Source organism: Hypericibacter terrae (assembly GCF_008728855.1).
GTDB lineage: Bacteria > Pseudomonadota > Alphaproteobacteria > Dongiales > Dongiaceae > Hypericibacter > Hypericibacter terrae.
In genome coordinates this window covers 1,725,804-1,747,045 of the sequence record NZ_CP042906.1, presented here as the reverse complement: position 1 = coordinate 1,747,045, position 21,242 = coordinate 1,725,804, and the positions used below count along the sequence as shown (strand labels likewise).

Sequence of the window (21,242 nt, the reverse complement as noted above, 5' to 3'; positions counted from 1 at the left end):
GGCCACAGCCCCCGAAAAAGAACTTCCGGGAGGCCCGATCGGAGCCGTTTCGGGACGATGTCGGGGGCGAAAGGCGCAGGGTGAGGACGAGGCTGTGACAAGTGATCGGGAGCCCGCCGAACCCCGCGCCGCCGCGCGAACCCGGATCGGGATCGATCTCGGCGGCACCAAGATCGAGGCCATTCTCCTCGGCAGCGACGGCCAAGTCCTGGACCGGCGGCGCCTGGCGAGCCCGCGCGGCAATTACGAGGCGACGCTCGACGCCGTCGCCCTGCTGGTGCGCGAGCTCGAATCCGCCCTTGCGACCCGCCATGGCGGCGCGCCCCAGCGGCTCAGCGTCGGCATCGGGATCCCCGGCGCCATCTCGCCCGCCACCGGACTGGTCAAGAATGCCAACTCGACCTGGCTCATCGGCAAGCCGCTCGATCGCGATCTGGAGCAGCGCCTGGCGCGGCCGGTGCGGGTGGCGAACGACGCGAATTGCTTCGCCGTCTCGGAAGCGGTCGACGGGGCCGGCGCCGGCGCGCGCCTCGTCTTCGGCGTGATCCTCGGCACCGGAGTCGGTGGCGGCATCGCGATCGAAGGCCGGACCTTGCTGGGCGCGAACGCGATCGCCGGCGAATGGGGCCACAATCCCCTGCCCTGGCCACAGGCGGGCGAGCTGGAAGGACGGCGCTGCTATTGTGGCCGCGAGGGCTGCATCGAGACCTTCCTCTCAGGCCCGGCACTGGAGAGCGACTACCGCCGGACCTCGGGGCACGCCTTGGCCGCTGCCGAGATCGCGAGGGTGGCCGCGGACGGAGAGGCGCAGGCCGAAGCGGTCATGGTTCGCTATGAGGAGCGGCTCGCGCGCGGGCTCGCCCATGTCGTCAATCTGCTCGATCCGGAAGTCATCGTGCTGGGCGGCGGACTGTCGAACATCGCGCGCCTCTATGAGAATGTGCCGCGGCTCTGGGGCCGCTTCGTCTTCTCCGATCGCGTCGACACGCGGCTCCTGCCGCCGCGCCATGGCGATTCCTCCGGCGTGCGCGGCGCCGCCTGGCTGTGGCCGCCCGGGTCAGACGAGAGCGCGCCGTGAATAGGATTTTCACGCTCCCTCCCCTTGCGGGAGGGGGTAGGGGGAGGGGTGCCCCACACGGTCATTCGCCAAAGGACCGCAATCCGTTTGCTACGTCGCCCGCCGATAATGTCGAAACATCCACGGTTCATCTTATCGGGAGAGAGTCGACGAATGGAACAGACGCCGAGAACGATGCCTACGGCCAGCGTGATGCCGAATATGATTCCCTGCCGATAGCACGGGCGTGGCTCCCCTCCCCCTACCCCCTCCCGCAAGGGGAGGGGGCTCGTTTTATCTCATCATGACCACCGCCGCTCCCAACCGGCTCTGCCGCGACTGCCTCGACGATCCCGGGCCGGCGGGAAACCGTTGTGCCGCTTGCGGGTCGCCGCGGCTGCTGCGCCATCCGGAGCTGGACCGGCTCTCGATGGCGCATCTCGATTGCGACGCCTTCTATGCGGCGATCGAGAAGCGCGACAATCCGGCACTGCGCGACGAGCCGGTGATCGTCGGCGGCGGCAAGCGCGGCGTGGTCTCGACCTGTTGCTATGTGGCGCGGCTCTATGGCGTGCGCTCGGCCATGCCGATGTTCAAGGCGCTCGAGCTCTGCCCCAAGGCCGTGGTGATCCCGCCCGACATGGCGAAATATGCGCAAGTCGGCGACGAGGTGCGCGAGCTGATGCTCGAGACGACTCCTCTGGTCGAGCCGCTTTCGATCGACGAGGCCTTTCTCGATCTCGCCGGCACCGAGGCCCTGCATCATGGCAGCCCGGCGCGCACGCTGGCCCGGCTCGCGGCCCGGATCGAAGAGCGCCTCTCGATCACCGTCTCGATCGGCCTCAGCTACAACAAGTTCCTCGCCAAGGTGGCGTCGGACCTCGACAAGCCGCGCGGCTTCGCCATCATCGGCCGCGCCGAGGCCATGGGCTTCCTGGCCGGAAAGCCGGTCGGGCTGATCTGGGGCGTGGGCAAGGCGCTGCAGCAGCAGCTCGCCAAGGACGGCATCACCCATATCGGCCAGTTGCAGACCCGCGAGGAGAACGATCTCCTGCTCCGCTATGGCAGCATCGGCCGGCGGCTGGCGCGCTTCGCGCGCGGGCAGGACGACCGCAGCGTCGATCCGGACGGCCCGGCCAAGAGCATCTCGGCCGAGACCACCTTCAACGAGGACATCGCCGATTTCGGCCAGCTCGACCGGATCCTCTGGCCGCTCTGCGAGAAGGTGTCGCGGCGGCTCAAACAGGCCGAGCTCGCCGGTGGCACCGTGACCTTGAAGCTGAAGACCGACGAGTTCCAGATCCTGACGCGCAACCGCAAGCTCGCCGATCCGACGCAACTCGCCGAAGCGATCTATCGCGCCGCCAAGCCGCTGCTGCAGCGCGAGGCCGATGGCCGGCATTTCCGCCTGATCGGCGTCGGCAGCGGCGATCTCATGGACGCCGCCCTCGCCGACCCGCCCGACCTCGCCGACCCCGACGCCGCGCGCCGCAAGACGGTCGAACAGACCATGGACAAGCTGCGCGACAAGCTCGGCCGGACCGCGATCCGAAAGGGCCGCGGCTGGGTGCCGCCGAAGGGCGGGGGGAAGACGTGACGGGGTTGAGAGCGGCGTCTCGATCTTCCCTTCCCCCGGAACGGGGGAAGGCTAGGAAGGGGGACGACGCGATGTCGAGAGCGCGCGGCCCCCTCCCTCACCCTCCCCCGTTCCGGGGGAGGGGATGAAAAATTTCGCTCAGCAATTCGGTTTGGGCAGGGTCTCGATCTTGGAGAGGGTGCCAAGGATCGAGAATTCGCCGTAATCCAGCACCATGCGGTCGACGACGCCGTTGGCGTAGAGCTGGATGGTCTGCTCATGCTCGGGCTCGGCCGCCTGGCCTTCCGGCGGGTAGAAGGCGAGCGAGACATGCCAGCCGGGTACGCCCTTGAGCTGGGGACGCTGGTCGGCTTCCTTGCGCTCGGCATCGGAGAGCGGCGTGATCGCGGCGCTGACGGCGAAGAGACCGTCCTTGTCCGAGCCGTCGAACACCTCGGCCCAGAGCATCGGCGTCCCCTTCATCGCCAGATCGATCAGCTTCAGGCTGTGCTGGGTCGGGAACAGCGCGCCGGCGGGCAGCGCCGTCTGATGCGCGTCCGGCTTGTTGTAGCGCGCCTCGCCGCCGTTCTTCGACAGGTCGGCATCGCCGCGGAACTCGGAAATCAGCTCGCCATTGGTCAGTTCGCGCGACACGAACCGGTAGCGCTTTCCATCCTTGGATTCCCAGGAGGTCAGGCTCCAGCCCACCTTCGCGGCATCGCCGCTGGCATAGAGGAAATCCATCTGCGAGCGTTGCGTCACGCTCCAGCCGTCGCAGGAATCCTGCCATTCGAAGGCCATTTCGCCCTCGATGTCGGCGATGTCGCCGCCGCTCTTCAGGATCTGCATGTGATAGAGCGCCCGGTGCGGCAGCGGATCGATCATGCCGGCCGCCGGGGCCGGCTGGCAGAACGCCGCGCCGAGAGCAATGAAGGCCGCCCCGAGCCAAAGGGAGCGGGCGAGGCCGTGCCAAAGAGGGTGGGAGAAAAGCGATGACATGCTTGGACCCAGCGATTATGTCATGGCCCGACCCAAAACGATAGTTCCCTGAAACTTAAGCCTTTCTGGCCCGTAACCCGCCCTTCCCGCCCGCCCTGGAGCCCAGCCCCATGCCGCAGAAGCCCACCGTGCTCGTGACCCGCAAGCTGCCCGCTGCCGTCGAGGCGCGTCTCGCCCGCGATTACGACGCCCGCCTCAACGCCAGCGACAAGCTGATGAGCCCGGACGAGATCGTGGCCGGGGTTCAGAATGCCGATGCGCTGCTGCCCTGCCCGACCTGCAAGGTCACGGCCGACATGATCCGGCGCTTTCCGGACCGGCTCAAAGCCATCGCAACCTTCTCGGTCGGCTACGAACATATCGACATCAAGGCCGCCAAGGAGCGCGGCATCGTCGTCGGCAACACGCCCGACGTCCTGACCGACGCCACCGCGGACATCGCGCTGCTGTTGATGCTGGGCGCGGCGCGCGGCGCCTTCGAGGGCGAGCGCGCGGTGCGCGAGGCGACCTGGGGCGCCTGGGCGCCGACCGGCATGCTGGGCGTCCATATGACCGGCAAGCGCCTCGGCATCTATGGCATGGGTCGCATCGGCCTGGCGGTCGCCAAGCGCGCCCGGGCCTTCGACATGAAGATCCATTATCACAACCGCTCGCGGCTGACGCCCGATCAGGAGCAGGACGCGGTGTTCCATGCCCGCGCCGAGGACATGCTGCCGCATTGCGATTTTCTCTCGCTCAACGCGCCGGCGACGGCAGAGACCACGGGCTTCCTCAATGCCGAGCGCATCAAGCTGCTGCCCGACGGCGCCGTGGTGGTGAACACGGCGCGCGGACCGCTGGTCGATGACGAGGCGCTGATCGCCGCGCTCAAGTCGGGCAAGCTCTTCGCCGCCGGCCTCGATGTCTATACCGGCGAGCCGGCGATCAATCCGGCCTATCGCTCGGTTCCGAATACGTTCCTGCTACCGCATCTGGGCAGCGCCACCACCGAGACCCGCGTCGCCATGGGCATGAAGGCGGTCGACAATCTCGACGCCTTCTTCGCCGGCAAACCGCTGCCGGCTCGGGTGGTGTGAGCCGAGGAATTATCTCCTCCCCCGCCTTTCGGGGGAGGATCAAGGAGGGGGCTGCTCGATCGAGACATCCCTCTCCCTGGCCCTCTCCCGCAAGCGGGAGAGGGGACAATTACCCCGCCTGAAACAACTCGATCACATTCCCCGACGGGTCCTCGCACAGAATCTGCTGCCCGCCGGGGCCGCTGAGTATGTCGTTGCGGAACCGCACGCCGGCCGCGCGCAGCGTCGCCACCAGCTTGGGCAGATCGGGAACCTCGATGACGAACCGGTTCCAGCCGCCGGGCTCGGGCCGCGCTCCGTCCGGCATCGGTTTCGAGGCCGAGGCCCCCCGACCGGCGAGCCACAGCGTGAGGTCGCCTCGCGACAGGATCGCCATGTTGGGGCCGAACTGCTGATGCAGCACGAAACCGAGGCGATCCCGGTAGAAGGCGACCGCCTCATCGACATCCTTCGCGAAATACCGAACGGTCGCCATGTTTCCCTCGATGGGTGACGCTCAGCCGGCCGGCAGGCCCGCGGGCTGCGGCAGCGTCATGGCGCGGAAACCGCCGCCGCCATAGACGATGTCGCTCGCCAGGAGCTGCACCGGCTGGCGATCGGAGAACAGCTTCGCGATGGCGGCAAAGGCGCGATCGTCCTGCGGCGCCTCGAAGGCGGGGATGATCACGCCGCCATTGGCGAGATAGAGACTGGTATAGGCGAGCGGCAGCCGCTTGCCCTCGTCGGATTGGCGCGGCCGCGGCTGCTCGATCTCGACCAGCTGCAATTGGCGGCCCTTGGCGTCGGTCGCACCCTTCAGCCGCTCGGTCGTATCGGCATAGGCGCCGGCGTTGGCATCGTTCTTGTCCTGCGTGGTCTGGACCAGCAGGACGCCCGGCTTCACGAAACAGAGCATCGTGTCGAGCCGCCCGCCCGCCGGATCGCCCTCGATCGCGGCCGAGATCCAGATCACGCGCTCGGCGCCCAGCTGCTGCTTGAGGATGGTATCGGCCTCGGCCCGCTGGAGGCCGGGATTGCGCTTGGGGTCGAGGATCATGCGCTCGTTGGCGATGAGCGTGCCCTCGCCGTCGGTCATGACGGCGCTGCCCTCGAACACGAGGGGCGCCTGATAGCGGCGCATGCTCAATTGCTCGAGCATCTTCTCGGGAATCATCGCGTCGCCGTCGACCTCGGTGTAGCGGCCGCCCCAGGCATTCCAGCGCCACTGGACGCCGGCCACATGGCCCGTGCCCGAGGTGACGAAGCTGGGGCCGTTGTCGCGCAGCCAGCTGTCGTCCTGCGGCAGAGAAAAACTCGACACGCCCGACGCGGTCAGCAGCGAGACCTCGGCAACCTTGGTCGGCTTGGCGATCATGGTGACGGGCTCGAAGCGGGCAATGGCTTCGGCCACTTCGCCGACGGCCTCGCGGGCCTGGCCCAGATGCTCGCCCCACGCCTCGGAGCGAACCGGCCACGCCATCCAGCAACGGCTGTGCGGCGCCCAGTCGGCAGGCAGTCTGAACCCGTCGTCGGCGGGGTGAGTCATGGATGGCTCCCTCGTCGCGGCATCTGGCCGGCGGCGACTTTAACAGGGTGGACGGCGCTGTCCAACCGGCCCGCTCCGGCGCACGGCATATCCAGCTTTTTCAACGACTCCGATCCGAGACTCGGCCGGCGCCCTACTTCTTGAGCGGCAGCGCCAGGCGGATATGCAGCTCCTTCAGGCGCGCCTCGGGCACTTCGGCCGGAGCCTGCATCAGGAGGTCTTCGGCCTTCTGATTGAGGGGGAAAGCGATGATCTCGCGGATGTTCCGCTCGTCGGCCAGGAGCATGACGATGCGGTCGATGCCGGGGGCGGAGCCGCCATGGGGCGGCGCGCCGAATTTCAGCGCGTTCAGCATGCCGCCGAAACGCCGCTCGACCTCGTCGGCGCCATAGCCCGCGATCGCGAAGGCCTTGTACATGATGTCGGGCAGATGATTGCGGATGGCCCCCGAGCTCAGCTCGACGCCGTTGCAGACGATGTCGTACTGGAACGCCTTGATCTCGAGCGGATCCTTGTTGACGAGCGCGTCCAGACCGCCCTGCGGCATCGAGAAGGGATTGTGGCTGAACTCGATCTGACCCGTCTCCTCGTTGCGCTCATACATCGGGAAATCGACGATCCAGCAGAACTCGAAGCGGTTCTTGTCGATCAGCGCCAGCTCGTCGCCGAGCTTGGTGCGCACCGTGCCCGCGAATTTCTCGGCGGTCTGCTTCTTGTCGCAGACGAAGAAGACGGCATCGCCGTCCTTGGCCCCGGTCGCGGCCTTGATCTTGGCCACGCGCGCCTCGTCGAGGTTCTTGGCGATCGGGCCCTTGGCGCCCTCGGCGGCATAGACGATATAGCCGAGGCCGCCCGCCCCCTGCTCGCGCGCCCATTCATTGAGCTTGTCGAAGAAGCTGCGCGGCTTGTCGGCGGCACCGGGTGCCGGAATCGCGCGCACGATCGAGCCTGCCGCCACGCCCTTGGCGAAGATGCCGAAACCGGAATCGCGGAACGCCTCGGTCACGTCGGCGATGACGATCGGGTTGCGGAGGTCGGGCTTGTCGGAGCCGTATTTCAGCATGGATTCGTCGAAGGCGATGCGCGGGAACGGACGGGCGCTCACCTTGCGGCCGTTCGCGAATTCCTCGAACACGCCATGGAGCACCGGCTCGATCGCCGCGAACACGTCCTCCTGGGTCACGAAGGACATCTCGAAATCGAGCTGATAGAACTCGCCGGGGCTGCGGTCGGCGCGGCTGTCCTCGTCGCGGAAACAGGGCGCGATCTGGAAGTAACGGTCGAAGCCGGCGATCATCAGCAGCTGCTTGAACTGCTGGGGCGCCTGCGGCAGGGCGTAGAACTTGCCCGGATGCATGCGGCTCGGCACCAGGAAGTCGCGCGCACCCTCGGGGCTCGACGAGGTCAGGATCGGGGTCTGGAACTCGGTGAAGCCCTGGTCGATCATGCGCCGGCGGATCGACGAGATCACGCGCGAGCGCAACAGGATGTTCTGGTGGACGCGCTCGCGGCGCAGATCCAGGAACCGGTAACGCAGCCGGATCTCCTCGCCCGCATCCTCGTCGCTGTTGACCTGGAGCGGCAGCATCTCGGCCGTCGAGAGCAGCTCGAACGCCTTGACCTGGACCTCGATCTCGCCGGTCGGCAGCTTGCTGTTGACGGTCTCGGGGCTGCGCTTCACCACCTTGCCGTCGATCCGGACCACGAACTCGGTGCGGGCCCCCTCGATCGCCTTGAAGATCGGGCTCGAGGTATCGACCACGCACTGGGTGATCCCGTAATGGTCCCGGAGGTCCAGGAACAGCAGGTTGCCGTGGTCGCGTTTGCGGTGCACCCACCCGGAAAGTCGGACTTCCTGGCCGGCATCGGCGAGGCGCAGCGCGCCGCAATTATGGGTCCGGTAGGCATGCATGGCAGGTCTCTGGGCTCCCCTGAAGGGCGGAAAACGGGCGGTCGAGGCGGGCGCAAGAGGCACGGAAGCCACCGGATTGTCAAGCGCCCGGGCCCCGGCCGGAGGCTCCAGCACCGGGGCCCCGGAACCCGGCGATTCGCTGGCTTTTCCGGAGGTTGGGGGCGGTCCATGGCTTTCTCGCCGGGCAGAATCCGTGTATAGCACGGCTTCAATGGAGCTCATTGCCGACACCGCCGCCCTCGCCGCCTTCACCGAACGCCACCACGGCGCCGGCTACATCACAGTCGACACCGAATTCATGCGCGACCGGACCTATTGGCCGGTCCTGTGTCTGGTGCAGATCGCCGGCCCCGAAGACGCGGCGGTGATCGACACCCTGGCGCCGGGCATCGACCTGGCGCCGCTGTTCAAGCTGATGGCGGACCCGGCGGTCCTGAAGGTGTTCCACGCCGCCCGGCAGGATGTGGAGATATTCTTCCACCTGACCGGACAGATCCCGACGCCGATCGTCGATACCCAGGTGGCCGCCATGGTCTGCGGCTTCGGCGACGCCGTTTCCTACGAGAATCTGGCCGGCAAGCTGGCCGGCGCCCGGATCGACAAATCCTCGCGCTTCACCGACTGGTCGCACCGGCCTTTGACCGAGCGCCAGCTTCATTACGCGCTCAGCGACGTCACCCATCTGCGGCTGGCCTATGAGAAATTGGCGCGGCGCATGGAGAAGACCGGGCGCACCGGCTGGGTCGCCGAGGAGATGGCGATCCTGACCGATCCCGACACTTATCGCCTGGTGCCGAGCGAGGCCTGGCACCGGCTGAAGCCGCGCAGCGACAAGCCGCGTTTCCTGGCCCTGCTGCGTGAGGTGGCCGCCTGGCGCGAAGAGGAGGCGCAGCGCCGCGACCAGCCCCGCAGCCGGATCGCCAAGGACGAGACCCTGACCGAGATCGCGGCCCATGCCCCGATCACGCCCGAGGAACTCGGGCGCTGCCGGGGCCTCTCCAAGGGCTTCGCCGAAAGCCGCCAGGGCCAGGCCCTGCTGGCGGCGGTCAAGCGCGCCCTGGAGCTGCCGGAAGACGATCTGCCCACGCCCCCGCCCCGCCTCGACACGCCGCCCGGCGTCGGCCCCCTGGTCGATCTGCTCCGAGTGCTGTTGAAGATGCGCTGCGAAACCCACCAGGTCGCCCAGAAGCTGGTGGCCTCCGCCAGCGAGCTGGAACGGATCGCGGCCGACGACAATGCACCGGTTCCGGCCATGGCGGGCTGGCGGCGCGAGTTGTTCGGCGCCGACGCCCTGGCGCTGAAGCATGGCAGGCTGGCGCTGACGGCCTCCGGCAAGGAGGTCAAGATCGTGTCCCTGCCGCAGGCGGCCCAATAGCGGAGGGCCCGCGTCCCGCCCCCGATCAGCCCACCGGTATTCCAGGAAGATTTCCGATGCGCAACATGCTCTCCCTGCTGCCCCGATTCACTTCGCTTCGGCCGCTTCTCCTCGCGCTGGGCGCCCTTCTGGCGCTCTCGACGGCACCGGTCCTGGCCGATCCGCCGGAAGGCGCGCCAAGCCTCGCCTTCCCGGTCGATTGCCGTATCAATCTCGACTGCTCGGTGCAGAAATATTTCGACCATGATCCCGGTCCCGGCGCCAAGGACTTCATGTGCGGCGACCTGGTCAACGACAAACATACCGGCATCGACATCCGCATCCCGAGCTATGTGGACATGCGGCGCGGCGTGAAGGTGCTGGCCGCGGCGCCCGGCGTCGTCTGGCGCATCCGCGACGGCATCGAGGACATCAATGTGCGCGAGGTCGGCGCCGAGGTGGTCGACGAATATGGGCTGGGCAACGTCGTCGTGATCGATCACGGCAATGGCTGGCGCAGCTTCTACGGCCATATGCTCAAGGGCAGCCTCACGGTGAAGGAAGGCGACCATGTCGTGGCCGGCCAGCAGGTCGGGCTGATCGGGCTCTCGGGCCTGACCGAGTTCCCGCATGTGCATTTCATGATCATGCACAACAAGACGGCGATCGATCCGTTCACCGGCACCGCGATCACCGATCCTCTGACCTGCGGCGACACCTCGCACGCCTTGTGGAATCCGCAGACGCTGACGGCGATGGCCTATACGCCGACGGGGCCGCTGATCGCGGGCTTCTCGACCGACAAGCCGGAAGCGGAGGCCGCCAGCAACGGCGCCTACGACAAGGCGGCATATCCGAAGACGGCACCGACGCTGTTCTTCTGGGCGAATTATTTCGGCATGGAGGCGGGCGACCGACAGGTCCTGCGCATCATCGGTCCCGACGGCAAGGTGATCGCGAATTTCGATCAGAAGGCCGAGAAGGGGAAGATCCTGATGTTCCGCTATATCGGCGTCAAAGCGCCGGCCGGCGGCTTCCCGCCCGGCACCTATCGCGCCGAGTTCCAGCTGCTGCGCGGCGACAGCGGCAACGACAAGATCGTCGCCGCGATGGCGCGCACGGTCGAGGTGCAGTAGGGAACGACAAGACGCGGCGGTCGTCGTCGCTGCGTCGGAGAACCCCTCCCCCTACCCCCTCCCGCAAGGGGAGGGGGCGTGAATTTTTTCTACGCCTTACTCTTTGAGGCGTGAGAGCGAGGGCTTCGGGGAATCAGGAATAGTCCAAGCCCCCTCCCCTTGCGGGAGGGGGTAGGGGGAGGGGATCGCGGTGGTCCCTACCCCGCCCGTCGATTGGTGAGAGTCGCCGTGCCGATCGGGAGGTCGAGCGCGCGGCCGAGGGCTTCGAGGCGGCGCTGCACCGCTTCGCCGAACATCGCCTCCTCGCCCTTCGGCAGATTGAGCGTGAGGCGCGACCCTGAGCGCACCAGCGCGGTTCTGTCCAGCAAAGCCGGCGCCGCGGCCAGCGAGTAAGCCAAGCGCAAGCCCAGCCCCAGCAGATCGGCATCGCGACGATCCTGGTCGCTCAGCAGGCGCAGCATCGATTCCATGCCCGGCAGCTCGCCCTCGAAACCATAGCGCTGGGCAATGGCGACGGCGGCGAAGACGCGCTCGTGATGATCGAGCCCGCCGATGGGCAGGCGCAGGATGCGCATGAAGGCCTGCTCGGCGCGGTAGTCGGGATGCTCGCGCCAGGCGATGTCGGAGATCTCGCAGACCGCGAGCCGCAGCCGGGCGGCGGCCGGCGATTCCTTGGCCTCGAACAGCGGCGTGAGCCAGGCCTTGAGCCGCGCGCCCTGGGAGCCGAAGCGCCCGTCCAGCAAGGCCAGATCGTGGGCGGCCTCGAACAGCGGATCCTTGCGCTGCTCGGCTGGCGAGAGCCGATCGAAGATCAAGCCTTCGCGCAGGCCATAGGCCGAGAAGTTCACCCGCTCGGGCCGCGCCAGGCGCAGCACCCGCTCCAGCACCAGGGCCGCGAGCGGCAGGCTGTCCAGGCGCCGGCGCGGCACGCCGCGGATGCTGGCGAGCGAGCGGCGGCCGAGCCGGCTGATGACGCGCGCCAGCTCTTCGGCGGCGCGCCGGCTGATGGTGTAGGCGTGGATCACATGGAGCGGGTAGTGGACCTGCTCCATATGGATGCGCGCGAGCGTGCGCCAGGCGCCGCCGACGGGATAGAAATCGCCGCCCTTGGATTCCGCGAGCCAGTCGAGTTTTTCCAGATATTGGTCGACGGCCTTGCGCGCCTTGTCGCGATCGCCGTCGGCGATGTCCATGAGCCGCAAAGGGCCGATCGGCAGGGTGACATGCCGGCCGGGCTCGCCGCGGGTCAGGCGCACCAGCTCGAGGCTGCCGCCGCCGAGATCGCCCATGATGCCGGAGGTTTCCGGCATCCCGGACGCGACACCCAGGGCCGAGAGCCGGGCCTCTTCCTCGCCGGAGATGATGCGGATCTTGCGCTGGCAGCGGCGCTCCGCCTCCTGCACGAAGGCCGCACCGTTGTCGGCATCGCGCACGGCGGCCGTCGCCACCATGTCGAGGTTGCCGACGTCCATGCCTTCGGCCAGCCGCACGAAGCGCTCCAGATTGGAGATCGCCATCTGGACGCCGTTCTTGTTGAGCTCGCCAGAGGCCTCGAGGCCGCGGCCCAGTCCGCAGAGGACCTTCTCGTTGAACAGCGGCCAGGGGGCTCGGCTCAGGCGGTCGAAGACCACCAGGCGGATGGAGTTGGAACCGATATCGACCACGCCGATTCGTGGTGACCGCGATTTCCCCGCTCCGCTCTCCGCCATGCCGCTCGTCACGCCTTTTTGAGCTCGAGAGCCGGGGCCTTGCGCTTCATCGCACTGCCACGACCGGACAAGCTCGGGTTGGTCATGAAGTAGGTGTGAGCGCTGAACGCATCAGGCCCCGCCGGAACCCGACTATAACGTCCGTCCGCGCCGAGAATCCAGCTTTGCGCCTCGTCCTTGAGATTGGCGACCATGATCTGGTCGAGCACCTGCTGATGCACGGTCGGATTCTCGATCGGCACCAGCGCCTCGAGGCGCCAATCGAGGTTGCGCGGCATCCAGTCCGCCGATGACAGGTACACCTTGGCGCTGCGCGAGGGCAGCCGCACGCCGTTGCCGAAGCACATGATGCGCGAATGCTCGAGGAAGCGGCCGATGATGCTCTTGACCTGGATGTTGTCGGAGAGACCGGGCACGCCGGGCCTGAGGCAGCAGATGCCGCGCACCACCAGCCGGATCTGCACCCCGGCCTGCGAGGCGCGGCAGAGCGCGTCGATCAGGCCGGGATCGACCAGCGCGTTCATCTTGGCCCAGATGCCGCCGGGCCGGCCGGCCTTCACATGCTCGATCTCGTCCTCGATCAGATGCATGAGGGTCGAGCGCAGCGTGATCGGCGCGATCGCGATCTTCTCGAGCTTCTCGGGCTTGGCATAACCGGTCATGTAATTGAAGGTCCGCGCCGCATCGTGGCAGAGCGCGGGATCGCAGGTGAAGAAGCTGAGGTCGGTATAGACCTTTGCGGTGATCGGGTGATAGTTGCCGGTGCCGAAATGCACATAGCCGCGCAGGCTGGTACCTTCGCGCCGGATCACCATCGAGATCTTGGCGTGGGTCTTGAGCTGCATGAAGCCGAACACCACCTGCACGCCGGCCCGTTCCAGGTCGCGCGCCCAGCGGATATTGGCTTCCTCGTCGAAGCGCGCCTTGAGCTCGACCAGCGCCGTCACCGACTTGCCGGCCTCGGCGGCCTCGATCAGCGCCTTGACGATCGGTGAATCGTCCGAGGTGCGGTAGAGCGTCTGCTTGATCGCCACGACGTTGGGATCGCGCGCCGCCTGGCGCAGAAACTGCACCACCACGTCGAAGCTCTCGAACGGGTGGTGAACGATGATATCCTTCTGCCGGATCGCCGCGAAACAGTCGCCGCCCATCTCGCGGATGCGCTCGGGAAAGCGCGCGTTATAGGGCGGGAATTTCAGGTCGGGCCGGTCGTCCACGATCAGCTTCGAGCTCGAAGCAAGCCCCAGGATGCCGTCCAGCACGAACACGTCGCCGGGCGACACGCCCAGTTCGTCGATCACGAAGGCGCGCAGATCCTCCGGCATCGCCGCGTTGACCTTGAGCCGGATGACGTTGCCGCGCCGGCGGCGCTTGAGCGCGCTTTCGAACAGGCGGACCAGATCCTCGGCCTCTTCCTCGATCTCCATCTCGCTGTCGCGGATCATGCGGAAATAGCCGAGGCCCGCGACTTTGAATCCGGGGAACAGCCGGTCGAGATAGAGGCCGACCAGCTCTTCGAGCGGAAGGAAACGGATGTTGGCGCCGGGCAGCCGGACGAAGCGCGGCAGTTGCGAGGGGAGCGGCAAGAGTGCCCGCAGCGAACTGCCGGTCGGGGCCATGCCCTCGAGATCCAGCACCAGCGCGAAACCGAGATTCGGGATGAAGGGGAACGGATGGGCCGGATCGATCGCCATCGGCGTCAAAACCGGGAAGATCTGGTCGAGGAAATAGGCATCGAGCCATTGCTTCTCGTCGGCCGTCAGTTCCGGCGCGTCGATCACCGCGATCCCGGCCTGGCGCAAGGCCTGGCGCAGGCTGCGCCAGCAGGCCTGCTGGTTGTGCATCAGGTCGCTCGATTGCTGATTGATCGCGACCAGTTGCTGGGCCGGTGTCAACCCGTCCTGGCTCGGCGTCGAGACGCCGGCGGCGACCTGCCCTTTGAGGCCCGCCACCCGGACCATGTAGAATTCGTCCAGATTGTTCGCCGAGATCGAGAGGAACCGCAGCCGCTCCAGCAGCGGGTGGCGGGGGTTCTGGGCTTCCTCGAGCACGCGCTCGTTGAAGGCGAGCCAGGAGAGCTCGCGATTGATGAAACGCGCCTCGCTGGCGACGTTGGCGACGGCGCGTTCGGTCGGTTGAGAATCGTCCACGGGAGGTACGCCCTGCTTGGAAAAGTGACGGCCGGACGGCCACCCTCGCACGGCAGCGAAGGAAATCCGGCGATCAATCGCAATCTTAGCCGGGCTTCATGAAAATGTCATGACAACGAGGCATCTTGTGCCGCGACAAAGAGTGCCTAAATTCAAGGAGATAGACCGCGATGGCCAAGCCTGCCCCGCGCTCCCGCCAAGGCACGATGAAACGGCTTTATCTCCTCAGACACACCAAGTCGAGCTGGAAAGAGGACGATCTCTCCGACCATGAGCGCCCGTTGGCGCCTCGCGGCCGTCGGGCGGCCCCGCCGATCGGGGTCTATCTGCGCGACCACGCGATCCTGCCGGACCTGGTCCTGGCCTCTTCTGCGCGCCGGACCCGGGAAACCTGGGAGCTGGTCAGCCTGATGCTCCCCAAGCCGCCCAAGGTCGTCTATGAGGACAAGCTCTATCTGGCGAACGCGGACGAGCTGCTGGTCCGCTTGCGCCAGGTGGACGACGAGATCGATTCCGTGCTGATCGTGGGCCACAATCCCGGAATGCAGGAGCTGGCCGAGCGTCTGTTCGGCGACGGCGATTCGGCGGGGTTGGCGAAGCTTCGCGGCAAGTTTCCGACGGGCGGGCTGGCGCTCTACCAGTTCGATGTCGACCGATGGGAAGAGCTGCTGCCGGGTATCGGCCGGTTGACCGATTTCGTGGTCCCGCGCGACCTGGTGTGAGCGTCGCCGACGGGGCCGGCGCTTTCGACGGCTCCGCAGAGCCGCGATATTCTCAACGACTCTGCGCGCAGAAGCGGCGGAGGAGCCCCACCGCCAGACCGTCTCTGCCGACCAGGGCCTTGGCGATGGCGTCGTCGCGGACGACATCGACGGCGCCCGCCGCCACGAGATCCGCCGGCCGGCAGCGCCGGAAGCCCATCGACCAATCGGCGAAATCGCGGGCCCCGACCCGGCGATCGACAATGCGCTGCACATGCCAATGCCGCTTGTCGGCGCGCAGGCGATCCATCAAGGAAGCGATCATCGCCTCCGGACCTTCCAGCGCCTGAATGAAATTGCCGCCGACATAGAGCAGCATGCCGGTGATGCCGCGCGCGCCGTTATGGATGCGCGCGCGCGTCAGCAGCCGATCGAGCTCGGTTTCGCTCCAATTGGCGCGCGACGAACTGACATAGACGAGCTGATGCAGCGGTTGGGTCTCGGCGGCAGCCTGCGCCGGCGCGATCGGAACCAGCGACCCCAGGCCCAGATCGTTGGCCGCCTCGTCATTGGCGGGCTCGAATCTGAAGAAGCTGTCGATTGAGGGCGGCACGATCGGCATGGCCGGCGCTTCCGAGGAGGATGGGGGCTTGGGGGCGGATCCGCCGGCCCTTGGGTCAAGGCACCGGGACGGCGGCTTCCGCGACCCTATTCTCCACCCGGATGATGAAGGAAAAGTTCAGCCCGACGCCGGCAGCGATGCGACCCGGCGACGCATGGCGGGAAAACGGCGTCAGATCGCGTCTTTACCGACCGTCCGGACCTTGCCCCAGAAGGGCTTCGCCTCGGCGAAATGCTCCCAGACCGCGGCGAAGCCCTGCAGATCATGCTCGATCCTGGCCGCCTGCCAGCCGCGGACCAGGCCCACCGCATGGGCGGCCTCGGCGCTGTCGGGCATGCGCCGCTCGAGCTTCTGCAACAGGCCGTGCGTCACCACCGCATCGTTGATCGAGCCCAGCCGATCCTGCAGCTCGGCCACGGCCGCGAAATAGCGCCGTACCTGCTTCTCCGGATAGAGCGACCGGAAGAAGTCGGCGCTGTAGCGCATTTTCTTGCCGAGAAGCCGGAGCCGGTGCAGTTCCGATTCGCTCAGGCTCGCGCGCTTCTTGCCGAATTTGCGCAGCCGACGGTGCCGGAAGGCCAGCAGCCGATCGGCAAAACGCTTGATCGGTTCCTCGAGCGGCTCTGCTTCGGGCGAACCTGCCGGTGCCTGCCAGTTACCGGCCTCGAGCACCCGACCCATCTTGAGCAGGAGCAGCGTGTAGCGGGGCGACGTAAAAAGGGCGCGGACCGTGTTGTAGGCTTCGCGCCGCAGAATCTCCGCTTCGCCCTTCAGATGCTCGAGCGCAAGCTCCTCGGGGAGCCGGTTCAGGATCGGCGGCAAGGTATAGTCCGCGAACACATCCCAGTCGCGAGCGGGGCTGAGTTCCTGCTGCAGCCAGCGCAGCTCGCCGGACAGCCAGCCATGGACGTCATCGCTCATCAGATGGCGATAGGCCGTTACCAGGGCGCGCAGGCGACGCAAGGCCACGCGCGCCTGATGCACCCCCTCGGGGTCCTCGCCGCGTTCCGCCGCGACTTCGTTGGCGCTGAACTGAGCCAGGCAGGCCCGTGCAATGTCACCGAACGCCGATTTCGCTGTGGCATCCCGCTCGATGGTGATGGGGCTGCCGCGGCGCGGCACGGACTCGCCGCCCACGAACAGCCGATAGCCGCGCGCGGCCTTGGTCTGCCATTCGATCCGAAAGGGCCAGCGGCCTGCAAGATCGATCGCGAGATCGTAGAGGGCTTCCTTCGCGCCCAGCTTGAGCTCGAGCTCGAGCTCGGTGAGCGGCATGCGATGGGCACCGCTCTGGATCTCGCCGTCGTCCAATGCCACCTCGATCTCGGCGCCGCCGATGCCCAGGAGCCAGCTCCGCCGCTTGATGTCGGTGCTGAAAACGGGAACCAGCCGGTTCGCGATCTTCTGCTTCTTCAGGAACCGGAGCATTGCCGGATCGGTGATCTGCATCAGATCGGGCTGTTCGGAAGGAACCGCCTGCTCGAACTCGGCATGCTGCTGGAGGCCGCCCCCCTCGGCGCCCGCGACCTTCAAGGTCTGGATGAACCGCTTGCCGACCTGGCGCACCCGCAGCGCCATGCCCGCCCGGGAGAGGCGCAGATCGGGGGTGTCGTAATAGATGCTGAAAAGACGCCGGGTGACCGGGCGCTTCAGCGCCTGAGCCTTGAGGGTGGGATCCCGACGCAACGCCCCGACGAGATCGGGCGCCAGCGCCAGTTTAAGTTCGATCTCCTCCGCCATAGGTCTCCAGAATCGCTCGCAACTTCAGGATTTGGGCCGGCACTCAATTACCGGCCCGGGACCCGACAGAAAAGTTACTCTTTCGAGTCACTTTCGGGTCAGTTTTATGTCGTCCGCCGAATTCCCCTTTTCTGCCCGCATGTTCAGGAAGCGTCGGTGGGGCGCCCCAGTTCCTCCAGAACGCTGCGCGCCAGAGCGGGCGTGACGCCACGGCCCGCCGCAAGGGTGGCGCGATCGAGCGCCGCCACCATGGCTCCGGCCGCGGCAAAGGAGCGTTCGATCCGCATCAGGATGTAGTGGCGAAGCTCCGGGCCGACCGACAATTGGCGGTCGGCGAAAAGCTTCGCCAGGACCGCGTCGAGCAGATCCTCGTCGGGCGCGCCGATGGCGACCGCCGGGGCCGCCGCGAGGCGCGAGCGCAGATCGGCGAGGCCCAGGGCCCAGCGCGCCGGCGGCTGGCTCGCCAGCAGCAGCAGATGTCCGCGCCGCTCGGCCATCAGATTGTAGAGATGGAAAAGGCCGCGCTCGCGATCCGCGTCGAGCCCCTGATCGACATCGTCCACCAGAAGCGCCATCCGGCCTTCGGCCAGTTCCGGAATCCGGTCGACGGCGGCGAGCGCCGCCGCTGGCACAGAGCGGGCTTGCGCCTGCTCCGCCCAGATGCGGCCGAGATGCGTCTTCCCCGATCCGGGCGGCCCGTGCAGCGTCAGGGCGGGTGCCGGCCAGTCGGGCCAGAGCGCCACCCAGGCGGCGGCGGCTTCGTTGCAGGACGCGATCACGAAGTCGGCCGCGGCGAGCGACGGCGCGTGGTCGAAGGGGAAAGGGATCTGCGACATGGGGATCGGGGCCGGACGGCGCGGGATCAATTGCCGCTATCGAGCGGCGGCGTGTCGCCGCGATAGATCCGGCTGCCGAGATAATGGCCGAGGCTGTAGCGCGCGAGCACGCCGCAGACCGCCGCGACCGGCACCGCCAGCAGCAGGCCGACGAAGCCGAACAGGGCCCCGCCCGCCAGCAAGGCGAAGATCACCCACACCGGATGCAGCCGCACCCGATCGCCCACCAGCTTCGGCGTCAGCACATAACCTTCGATCACCTGACCGATGGCACAGACGCCGACCACCATCGCCACGCTCTGCCAGGTACCGAATTGCGCCAGCGCCAGCCCGATCGAGCCGACCAAGGCGAGGAAGCTGCCGACGAACGGTATGAAGGAGAGCACGCCCGCGATGAGCCCCAGCGCCAATCCGAAGTCGAGACCGATCAGGCTGAGGCCGAGCCCGTAATAGAGCGCCAGACACAAGCACACCGTCGCCTGACCGCGCGCGAAGCCCGCCAGGGTGCGGTCGATCTCGCGCAACTGCCCGCGAATCTCGTCGGCATGCTCGCGCGGCAGCCAGAGATCGAGCTTCATCGTGATCTTGTCCCAGTCGCGCAGCAGATAGAAGGTGACGATCGGCGTGATGAAGATCAGCGAGACCAGATTGGCGAGCGCGAAGCCGCCGCTGAGGATGGTCCCCAGCGAATCCGCGCCCCAGCCGGCGATCCGCCCGAGATAGCCGGTGACATCGCTCATGCTGGGCGCGGCCGACGCCGGCAGGTGCGAGCGCAGCGCCTTGAGGAGCGGGCCCAGCTTCGCGGTGACGGCCTGGATGTAGCTCGGCAATGCGCCGAAGAAATCGACCAGCTGCGCTTCCAGGGGCGGCAGCAGCACCGCCGCCAGTGCCAGCACCGCCAGGAGAAACAGCGCCGTGACGATCGTGGTCGCCCAGGTGCGCGAGCAGCCCAGCTTCTCGATCCGGTCGCAGAGCGGGTCGAGGAAATAGGCGACGGCCATGCCGGCCACGAAGGGCAGCAGGACGCCGCGCAGGAAATACAGCGCCACGACGAGGAGCAGAAGCGCGACGATCCAGAAGCGAAGCTGGTTCTCGATCCTCATGACCGCCCTCCCCGCGCCAGCGCCCGCCGTCCCCACACGGTCACATAAGCGGTGCCCGATGCCAGCGTGCTGGCCGCCACCGCATAGCTCAGCCACTGCGTGATCTCAGGTGAGCCGATGCCCAGCCCCAGCTCCGCCAATACCACACCGATGAAGGCGATCTGCAACACGGTGTTGAGCTTGCTGATCAGCAGCGGCTGCATGGTGAGCGACTGCGTGAGCGTGTGATAGAGGATGGCGCCGCCGATGATGATGACGTCGCGGAAGACGACCAGGATCACGAGCCAGACCTCGATATGTCCCTCATGGCCCAGGGTGACATAGGAGCTCACCAGCAGGCATTTGTCGGCGAGCGGATCGAGATAGGCGCCGATCTCGGTGCGGGCCTTGAGGCGGCGCGCGAGATAACCGTCGATGGCGTCGGAAATGCCCGCGGCCAGAAACAGCCAGAAGGCGGCCGCCAGCCGGTCCGTCAGCATGAGCCAGACTGCCAGCGGCACCGCCAGCAGGCGCCCGAGGGTGATGAGGTTGGGAAGGAGCGCGGTCAACCCGGCGGCGCTTTCAAGGCGTCGTCGAGCTGCTGGCGGCGGGTGCCGCCGCTGTCGAAATCAACAGGCGCTGATCGCCGTTGGTGGCCAGGCTCAGGCGGCGCTCGTTCAGCGCCGTCATGAGCTGGATCTCGTCGCCGACATAGACCAGATCGAGCGCCGCCGATTTCGTCGTCAGGGTTTGAATGTCCGCCCGCTTCAGGATCGGGACGCCGGCCAACCGGCGGCGGATGTCGATCCAGGCCGCATAGCTGTCGATGGGAACGGTGACCGCAAGATGCTGCTCCACGCCGGAGACGACCAGATTCTCCTTGCGCAGCGAGTCCTGCAGCCGCGTCTCGGCCTGCTGGACCGCCGCCGCGTAGAGCTGGTCCAGCGCGGTGCCCGTCACGCTGACCTGATCGGTGAAGCTGTCCACCAGCCCCGAAAGGCCGTAGCGATAACCGGCGATATCGACGCGACGCGTATCGCTGGCCGCATCGGCATCGAGCTTGGCGACCACGACCAGGGACTGGCTGGCGCCATGACGCTGCGCCACGGTCGCGAGCTTGGCCGTGTCGCCCGACAGCGCCGCCGCCGCGTCGATCATGCCGGCATCGAGCTCGTCGCCGGACGGCACCACCAGCGGCACCAGCGTGTTGCCGCCCGCGTCGGCGGCCCAGGCGCTCAACCAGGCGTTCTGCGGATCCCACAGCAGGGTCTGGCCCTCCGCCTGGAGCACCGGCAGGACCAGGATCGGCGCGGTCGGCATGACGGCGTAATGCACGCCGCGCTGCTCGAGCAGCGCCCGGACCGAATCGCCCCGGAAGCGGAAGCTCAGCTTGCCGATATAGCGAACCGCCGAGGCCTTTTCCGATTCGACCTCGAAGTCGCTGACCAGATCCGAGATATCGGCGTCCGTCAGGCGCGGGAGCGATGCGGCCTGCTGCGGATCGGCCAGTTGCGCCATCAGTTTGTCGTAGGCGATTCGCTGGCCCAGGACGATGGCGGCTTCCCGCGCCGCGTTGGCGCTGCCGGCCGTGACGTCGACGTCGATGTCGCCGACGGTATAGGAGGACGGGCCGACGCCCGCGGCCTGGACCGGGGCGGACAGTCCCAGCAACAGGAGCAGGAGCGCCAGCGCTCCCGCCTGCCAGAGCCACCCCTCGCGGCCCCGCGCCGCCCGACCTTGCGCCATTGCAAACCTGTGGCTATTCAC

18 protein-coding genes are annotated in these 21,242 nt (G+C 67.3%); 6 read left to right on the top strand and 12 right to left on the bottom strand.

Annotated elements, in window-relative coordinates; genetic code table 11:
• Positions 1-94: 94 nt before the first annotated feature.
• Together FRZ44_RS08020 and FRZ44_RS08015 are read left to right on the top strand one after the other, a co-directional pair.
• Positions 95-1,078: an ROK family protein gene (locus FRZ44_RS08020; protein WP_151176694.1), complete on the top strand. Its 984-nt coding sequence runs from the start codon at positions 95-97 to the stop codon at positions 1,076-1,078.
• A 283-nt stretch (positions 1,079-1,361) separates the two neighbouring features.
• The gene (locus tag FRZ44_RS08015; RefSeq protein WP_151176693.1) at positions 1,362-2,654 is read left to right on the top strand and encodes a DNA polymerase IV; all 1,293 of its coding nucleotides are present in this window, start codon (positions 1,362-1,364) and stop codon (positions 2,652-2,654) included.
• Positions 2,655-2,792: 138 nt separating this feature from the next.
• Here the strand turns inward: FRZ44_RS08015 and FRZ44_RS08010 are convergent, their stop codons facing one another.
• A complete protein-coding gene (locus FRZ44_RS08010; protein WP_191908473.1) occupies positions 2,793-3,518 on the bottom strand; it encodes a cell envelope integrity EipB family protein in 726 nt (241 codons plus the stop codon).
• A gap of 224 nt (positions 3,519-3,742) precedes the next feature.
• Here FRZ44_RS08010 and FRZ44_RS08005 point away from each other — a divergent pair, with 224 nt between their 5' ends.
• Positions 3,743-4,708 (top strand): 2-hydroxyacid dehydrogenase, encoded by a 966-nt coding sequence (locus FRZ44_RS08005; protein ID WP_151176691.1) that lies wholly within the window; start codon positions 3,743-3,745, stop codon positions 4,706-4,708.
• Between the two features lie 109 nt (positions 4,709-4,817).
• Here the strand turns inward: FRZ44_RS08005 and FRZ44_RS08000 are convergent, their stop codons facing one another.
• The 3 genes from FRZ44_RS08000 to aspS form a co-directional block, all read right to left on the bottom strand.
• On the bottom strand, positions 4,818-5,183 hold the full coding sequence (locus FRZ44_RS08000) for a VOC family protein (RefSeq protein WP_151176690.1): 366 nt from the start codon (positions 5,181-5,183) through the stop codon (positions 4,818-4,820).
• A 21-nt stretch (positions 5,184-5,204) separates the two neighbouring features.
• Positions 5,205-6,233 (bottom strand): agmatine deiminase family protein, encoded by a 1,029-nt coding sequence (locus FRZ44_RS07995; protein WP_151176689.1) that lies wholly within the window; start codon positions 6,231-6,233, stop codon positions 5,205-5,207.
• A 133-nt stretch (positions 6,234-6,366) separates the two neighbouring features.
• On the bottom strand, positions 6,367-8,145 hold the full coding sequence (gene aspS, locus FRZ44_RS07990) for an aspartate--tRNA ligase (RefSeq protein WP_151176688.1): 1,779 nt from the start codon (positions 8,143-8,145) through the stop codon (positions 6,367-6,369).
• A 211-nt stretch (positions 8,146-8,356) separates the two neighbouring features.
• On the opposite strand from aspS, the gene rnd reads away from it, so the two are divergent.
• Positions 8,357-9,520 carry a ribonuclease D gene (gene rnd / locus FRZ44_RS07985; protein ID WP_151176687.1) on the top strand — a complete coding sequence of 388 codons (1,164 nt, stop codon included), beginning with the start codon at positions 8,357-8,359 and terminating at the stop codon, positions 9,518-9,520.
• Between the two features lie 56 nt (positions 9,521-9,576).
• Complete coding sequence (locus FRZ44_RS07980; protein ID WP_151176686.1) at positions 9,577-10,635, top strand: M23 family metallopeptidase; 1,059 nt, start codon at positions 9,577-9,579, stop codon at positions 10,633-10,635.
• A 197-nt stretch (positions 10,636-10,832) separates the two neighbouring features.
• Here FRZ44_RS07980 and ppx read toward each other — a convergent pair whose 3' ends face one another.
• Positions 10,833-12,344 (bottom strand): exopolyphosphatase, encoded by a 1,512-nt coding sequence (ppx, locus tag FRZ44_RS07975; protein ID WP_151176685.1) that lies wholly within the window; start codon positions 12,342-12,344, stop codon positions 10,833-10,835.
• A gap of 8 nt (positions 12,345-12,352) precedes the next feature.
• The gene (locus FRZ44_RS07970) at positions 12,353-14,494 is read right to left on the bottom strand and encodes an RNA degradosome polyphosphate kinase (protein ID WP_151176684.1); all 2,142 of its coding nucleotides are present in this window, start codon (positions 14,492-14,494) and stop codon (positions 12,353-12,355) included.
• Positions 14,495-14,664: 170 nt separating this feature from the next.
• Between FRZ44_RS07970 and FRZ44_RS07965 the strand changes: the two genes are divergently transcribed.
• The gene (locus tag FRZ44_RS07965) at positions 14,665-15,216 is read left to right on the top strand and encodes a SixA phosphatase family protein (RefSeq protein ID WP_225308594.1); all 552 of its coding nucleotides are present in this window, start codon (positions 14,665-14,667) and stop codon (positions 15,214-15,216) included.
• A gap of 52 nt (positions 15,217-15,268) precedes the next feature.
• On the opposite strand, the gene FRZ44_RS07960 is transcribed toward FRZ44_RS07965, so the two are convergent.
• The 6 genes from FRZ44_RS07960 to FRZ44_RS07935 all read right to left on the bottom strand — a co-directional run bounded on the left by FRZ44_RS07960 (position 15,269) and on the right by FRZ44_RS07935 (position 21,221).
• The gene (locus FRZ44_RS07960; protein WP_151176683.1) at positions 15,269-15,817 is read right to left on the bottom strand and encodes a BLUF domain-containing protein; all 549 of its coding nucleotides are present in this window, start codon (positions 15,815-15,817) and stop codon (positions 15,269-15,271) included.
• 171 nt (positions 15,818-15,988) lie between these two features.
• Positions 15,989-17,557, bottom strand: coding sequence for a CYTH and CHAD domain-containing protein (locus tag FRZ44_RS07955; RefSeq protein WP_151176682.1), 1,569 nt, complete (start codon positions 17,555-17,557; stop codon positions 15,989-15,991).
• A 143-nt stretch (positions 17,558-17,700) separates the two neighbouring features.
• Positions 17,701-18,393 (bottom strand): P-loop NTPase family protein, encoded by a 693-nt coding sequence (locus FRZ44_RS07950; protein ID WP_151176681.1) that lies wholly within the window; start codon positions 18,391-18,393, stop codon positions 17,701-17,703.
• 26 nt (positions 18,394-18,419) lie between these two features.
• Positions 18,420-19,496, bottom strand: coding sequence for an AI-2E family transporter (locus FRZ44_RS07945; protein WP_151176680.1), 1,077 nt, complete (start codon positions 19,494-19,496; stop codon positions 18,420-18,422).
• Positions 19,493-20,044 carry a CDP-alcohol phosphatidyltransferase family protein gene (locus FRZ44_RS07940; protein ID WP_151176679.1) on the bottom strand — a complete coding sequence of 184 codons (552 nt, stop codon included), beginning with the start codon at positions 20,042-20,044 and terminating at the stop codon, positions 19,493-19,495. The genes FRZ44_RS07945 and FRZ44_RS07940 overlap by 4 nt, the downstream gene beginning before the upstream one ends.
• 13 nt (positions 20,045-20,057) lie before the next feature.
• Positions 20,058-21,221: a DUF2066 domain-containing protein gene (locus FRZ44_RS07935; protein WP_151176678.1), complete on the bottom strand. Its 1,164-nt coding sequence runs from the start codon at positions 21,219-21,221 to the stop codon at positions 20,058-20,060.
• Positions 21,222-21,242 lie beyond the last annotated feature (21 nt).

Bases quoted from the DNA above. Each gene is read 5' to 3' on its own strand.
- FRZ44_RS08015 (WP_151176693.1), top strand. From the start codon at position 1,362: ATGACCACCGCCGCTCCCAACCGGCTCTGCCGCGACTGCCTCGACGAT.
- FRZ44_RS08010 (WP_191908473.1), bottom strand. From the start codon at position 3,518: ATGATCGATCCGCTGCCGCACCGGGCGCTCTATCACATGCAGATCCTG.
- FRZ44_RS08005 (WP_151176691.1), top strand. From the start codon at position 3,743: ATGCCGCAGAAGCCCACCGTGCTCGTGACCCGCAAGCTGCCCGCTGCC.
- FRZ44_RS08000 (WP_151176690.1), bottom strand. From the start codon at position 5,183: ATGGCGACCGTTCGGTATTTCGCGAAGGATGTCGATGAGGCGGTCGCC.
- FRZ44_RS07995 (WP_151176689.1), bottom strand. From the start codon at position 6,233: ATGACTCACCCCGCCGACGACGGGTTCAGACTGCCTGCCGACTGGGCG.
- aspS (WP_151176688.1), bottom strand. From the start codon at position 8,145: ATGCATGCCTACCGGACCCATAATTGCGGCGCGCTGCGCCTCGCCGAT.
- rnd (WP_151176687.1), top strand. From the start codon at position 8,357: ATGGAGCTCATTGCCGACACCGCCGCCCTCGCCGCCTTCACCGAACGC.
- FRZ44_RS07980 (WP_151176686.1), top strand. From the start codon at position 9,577: ATGCGCAACATGCTCTCCCTGCTGCCCCGATTCACTTCGCTTCGGCCG.
- ppx (WP_151176685.1), bottom strand. From the start codon at position 12,344: ATGGCGGAGAGCGGAGCGGGGAAATCGCGGTCACCACGAATCGGCGTG.
- FRZ44_RS07965 (WP_225308594.1), top strand. From the start codon at position 14,665: ATGGCCAAGCCTGCCCCGCGCTCCCGCCAAGGCACGATGAAACGGCTT.
- FRZ44_RS07960 (WP_151176683.1), bottom strand. From the start codon at position 15,817: ATGCCGATCGTGCCGCCCTCAATCGACAGCTTCTTCAGATTCGAGCCC.
- FRZ44_RS07955 (WP_151176682.1), bottom strand. From the start codon at position 17,557: ATGGCGGAGGAGATCGAACTTAAACTGGCGCTGGCGCCCGATCTCGTC.
- FRZ44_RS07950 (WP_151176681.1), bottom strand. From the start codon at position 18,393: ATGTCGCAGATCCCTTTCCCCTTCGACCACGCGCCGTCGCTCGCCGCG.
- FRZ44_RS07945 (WP_151176680.1), bottom strand. From the start codon at position 19,496: ATGAGGATCGAGAACCAGCTTCGCTTCTGGATCGTCGCGCTTCTGCTC.
- FRZ44_RS07935 (WP_151176678.1), bottom strand. From the start codon at position 21,221: ATGGCGCAAGGTCGGGCGGCGCGGGGCCGCGAGGGGTGGCTCTGGCAG.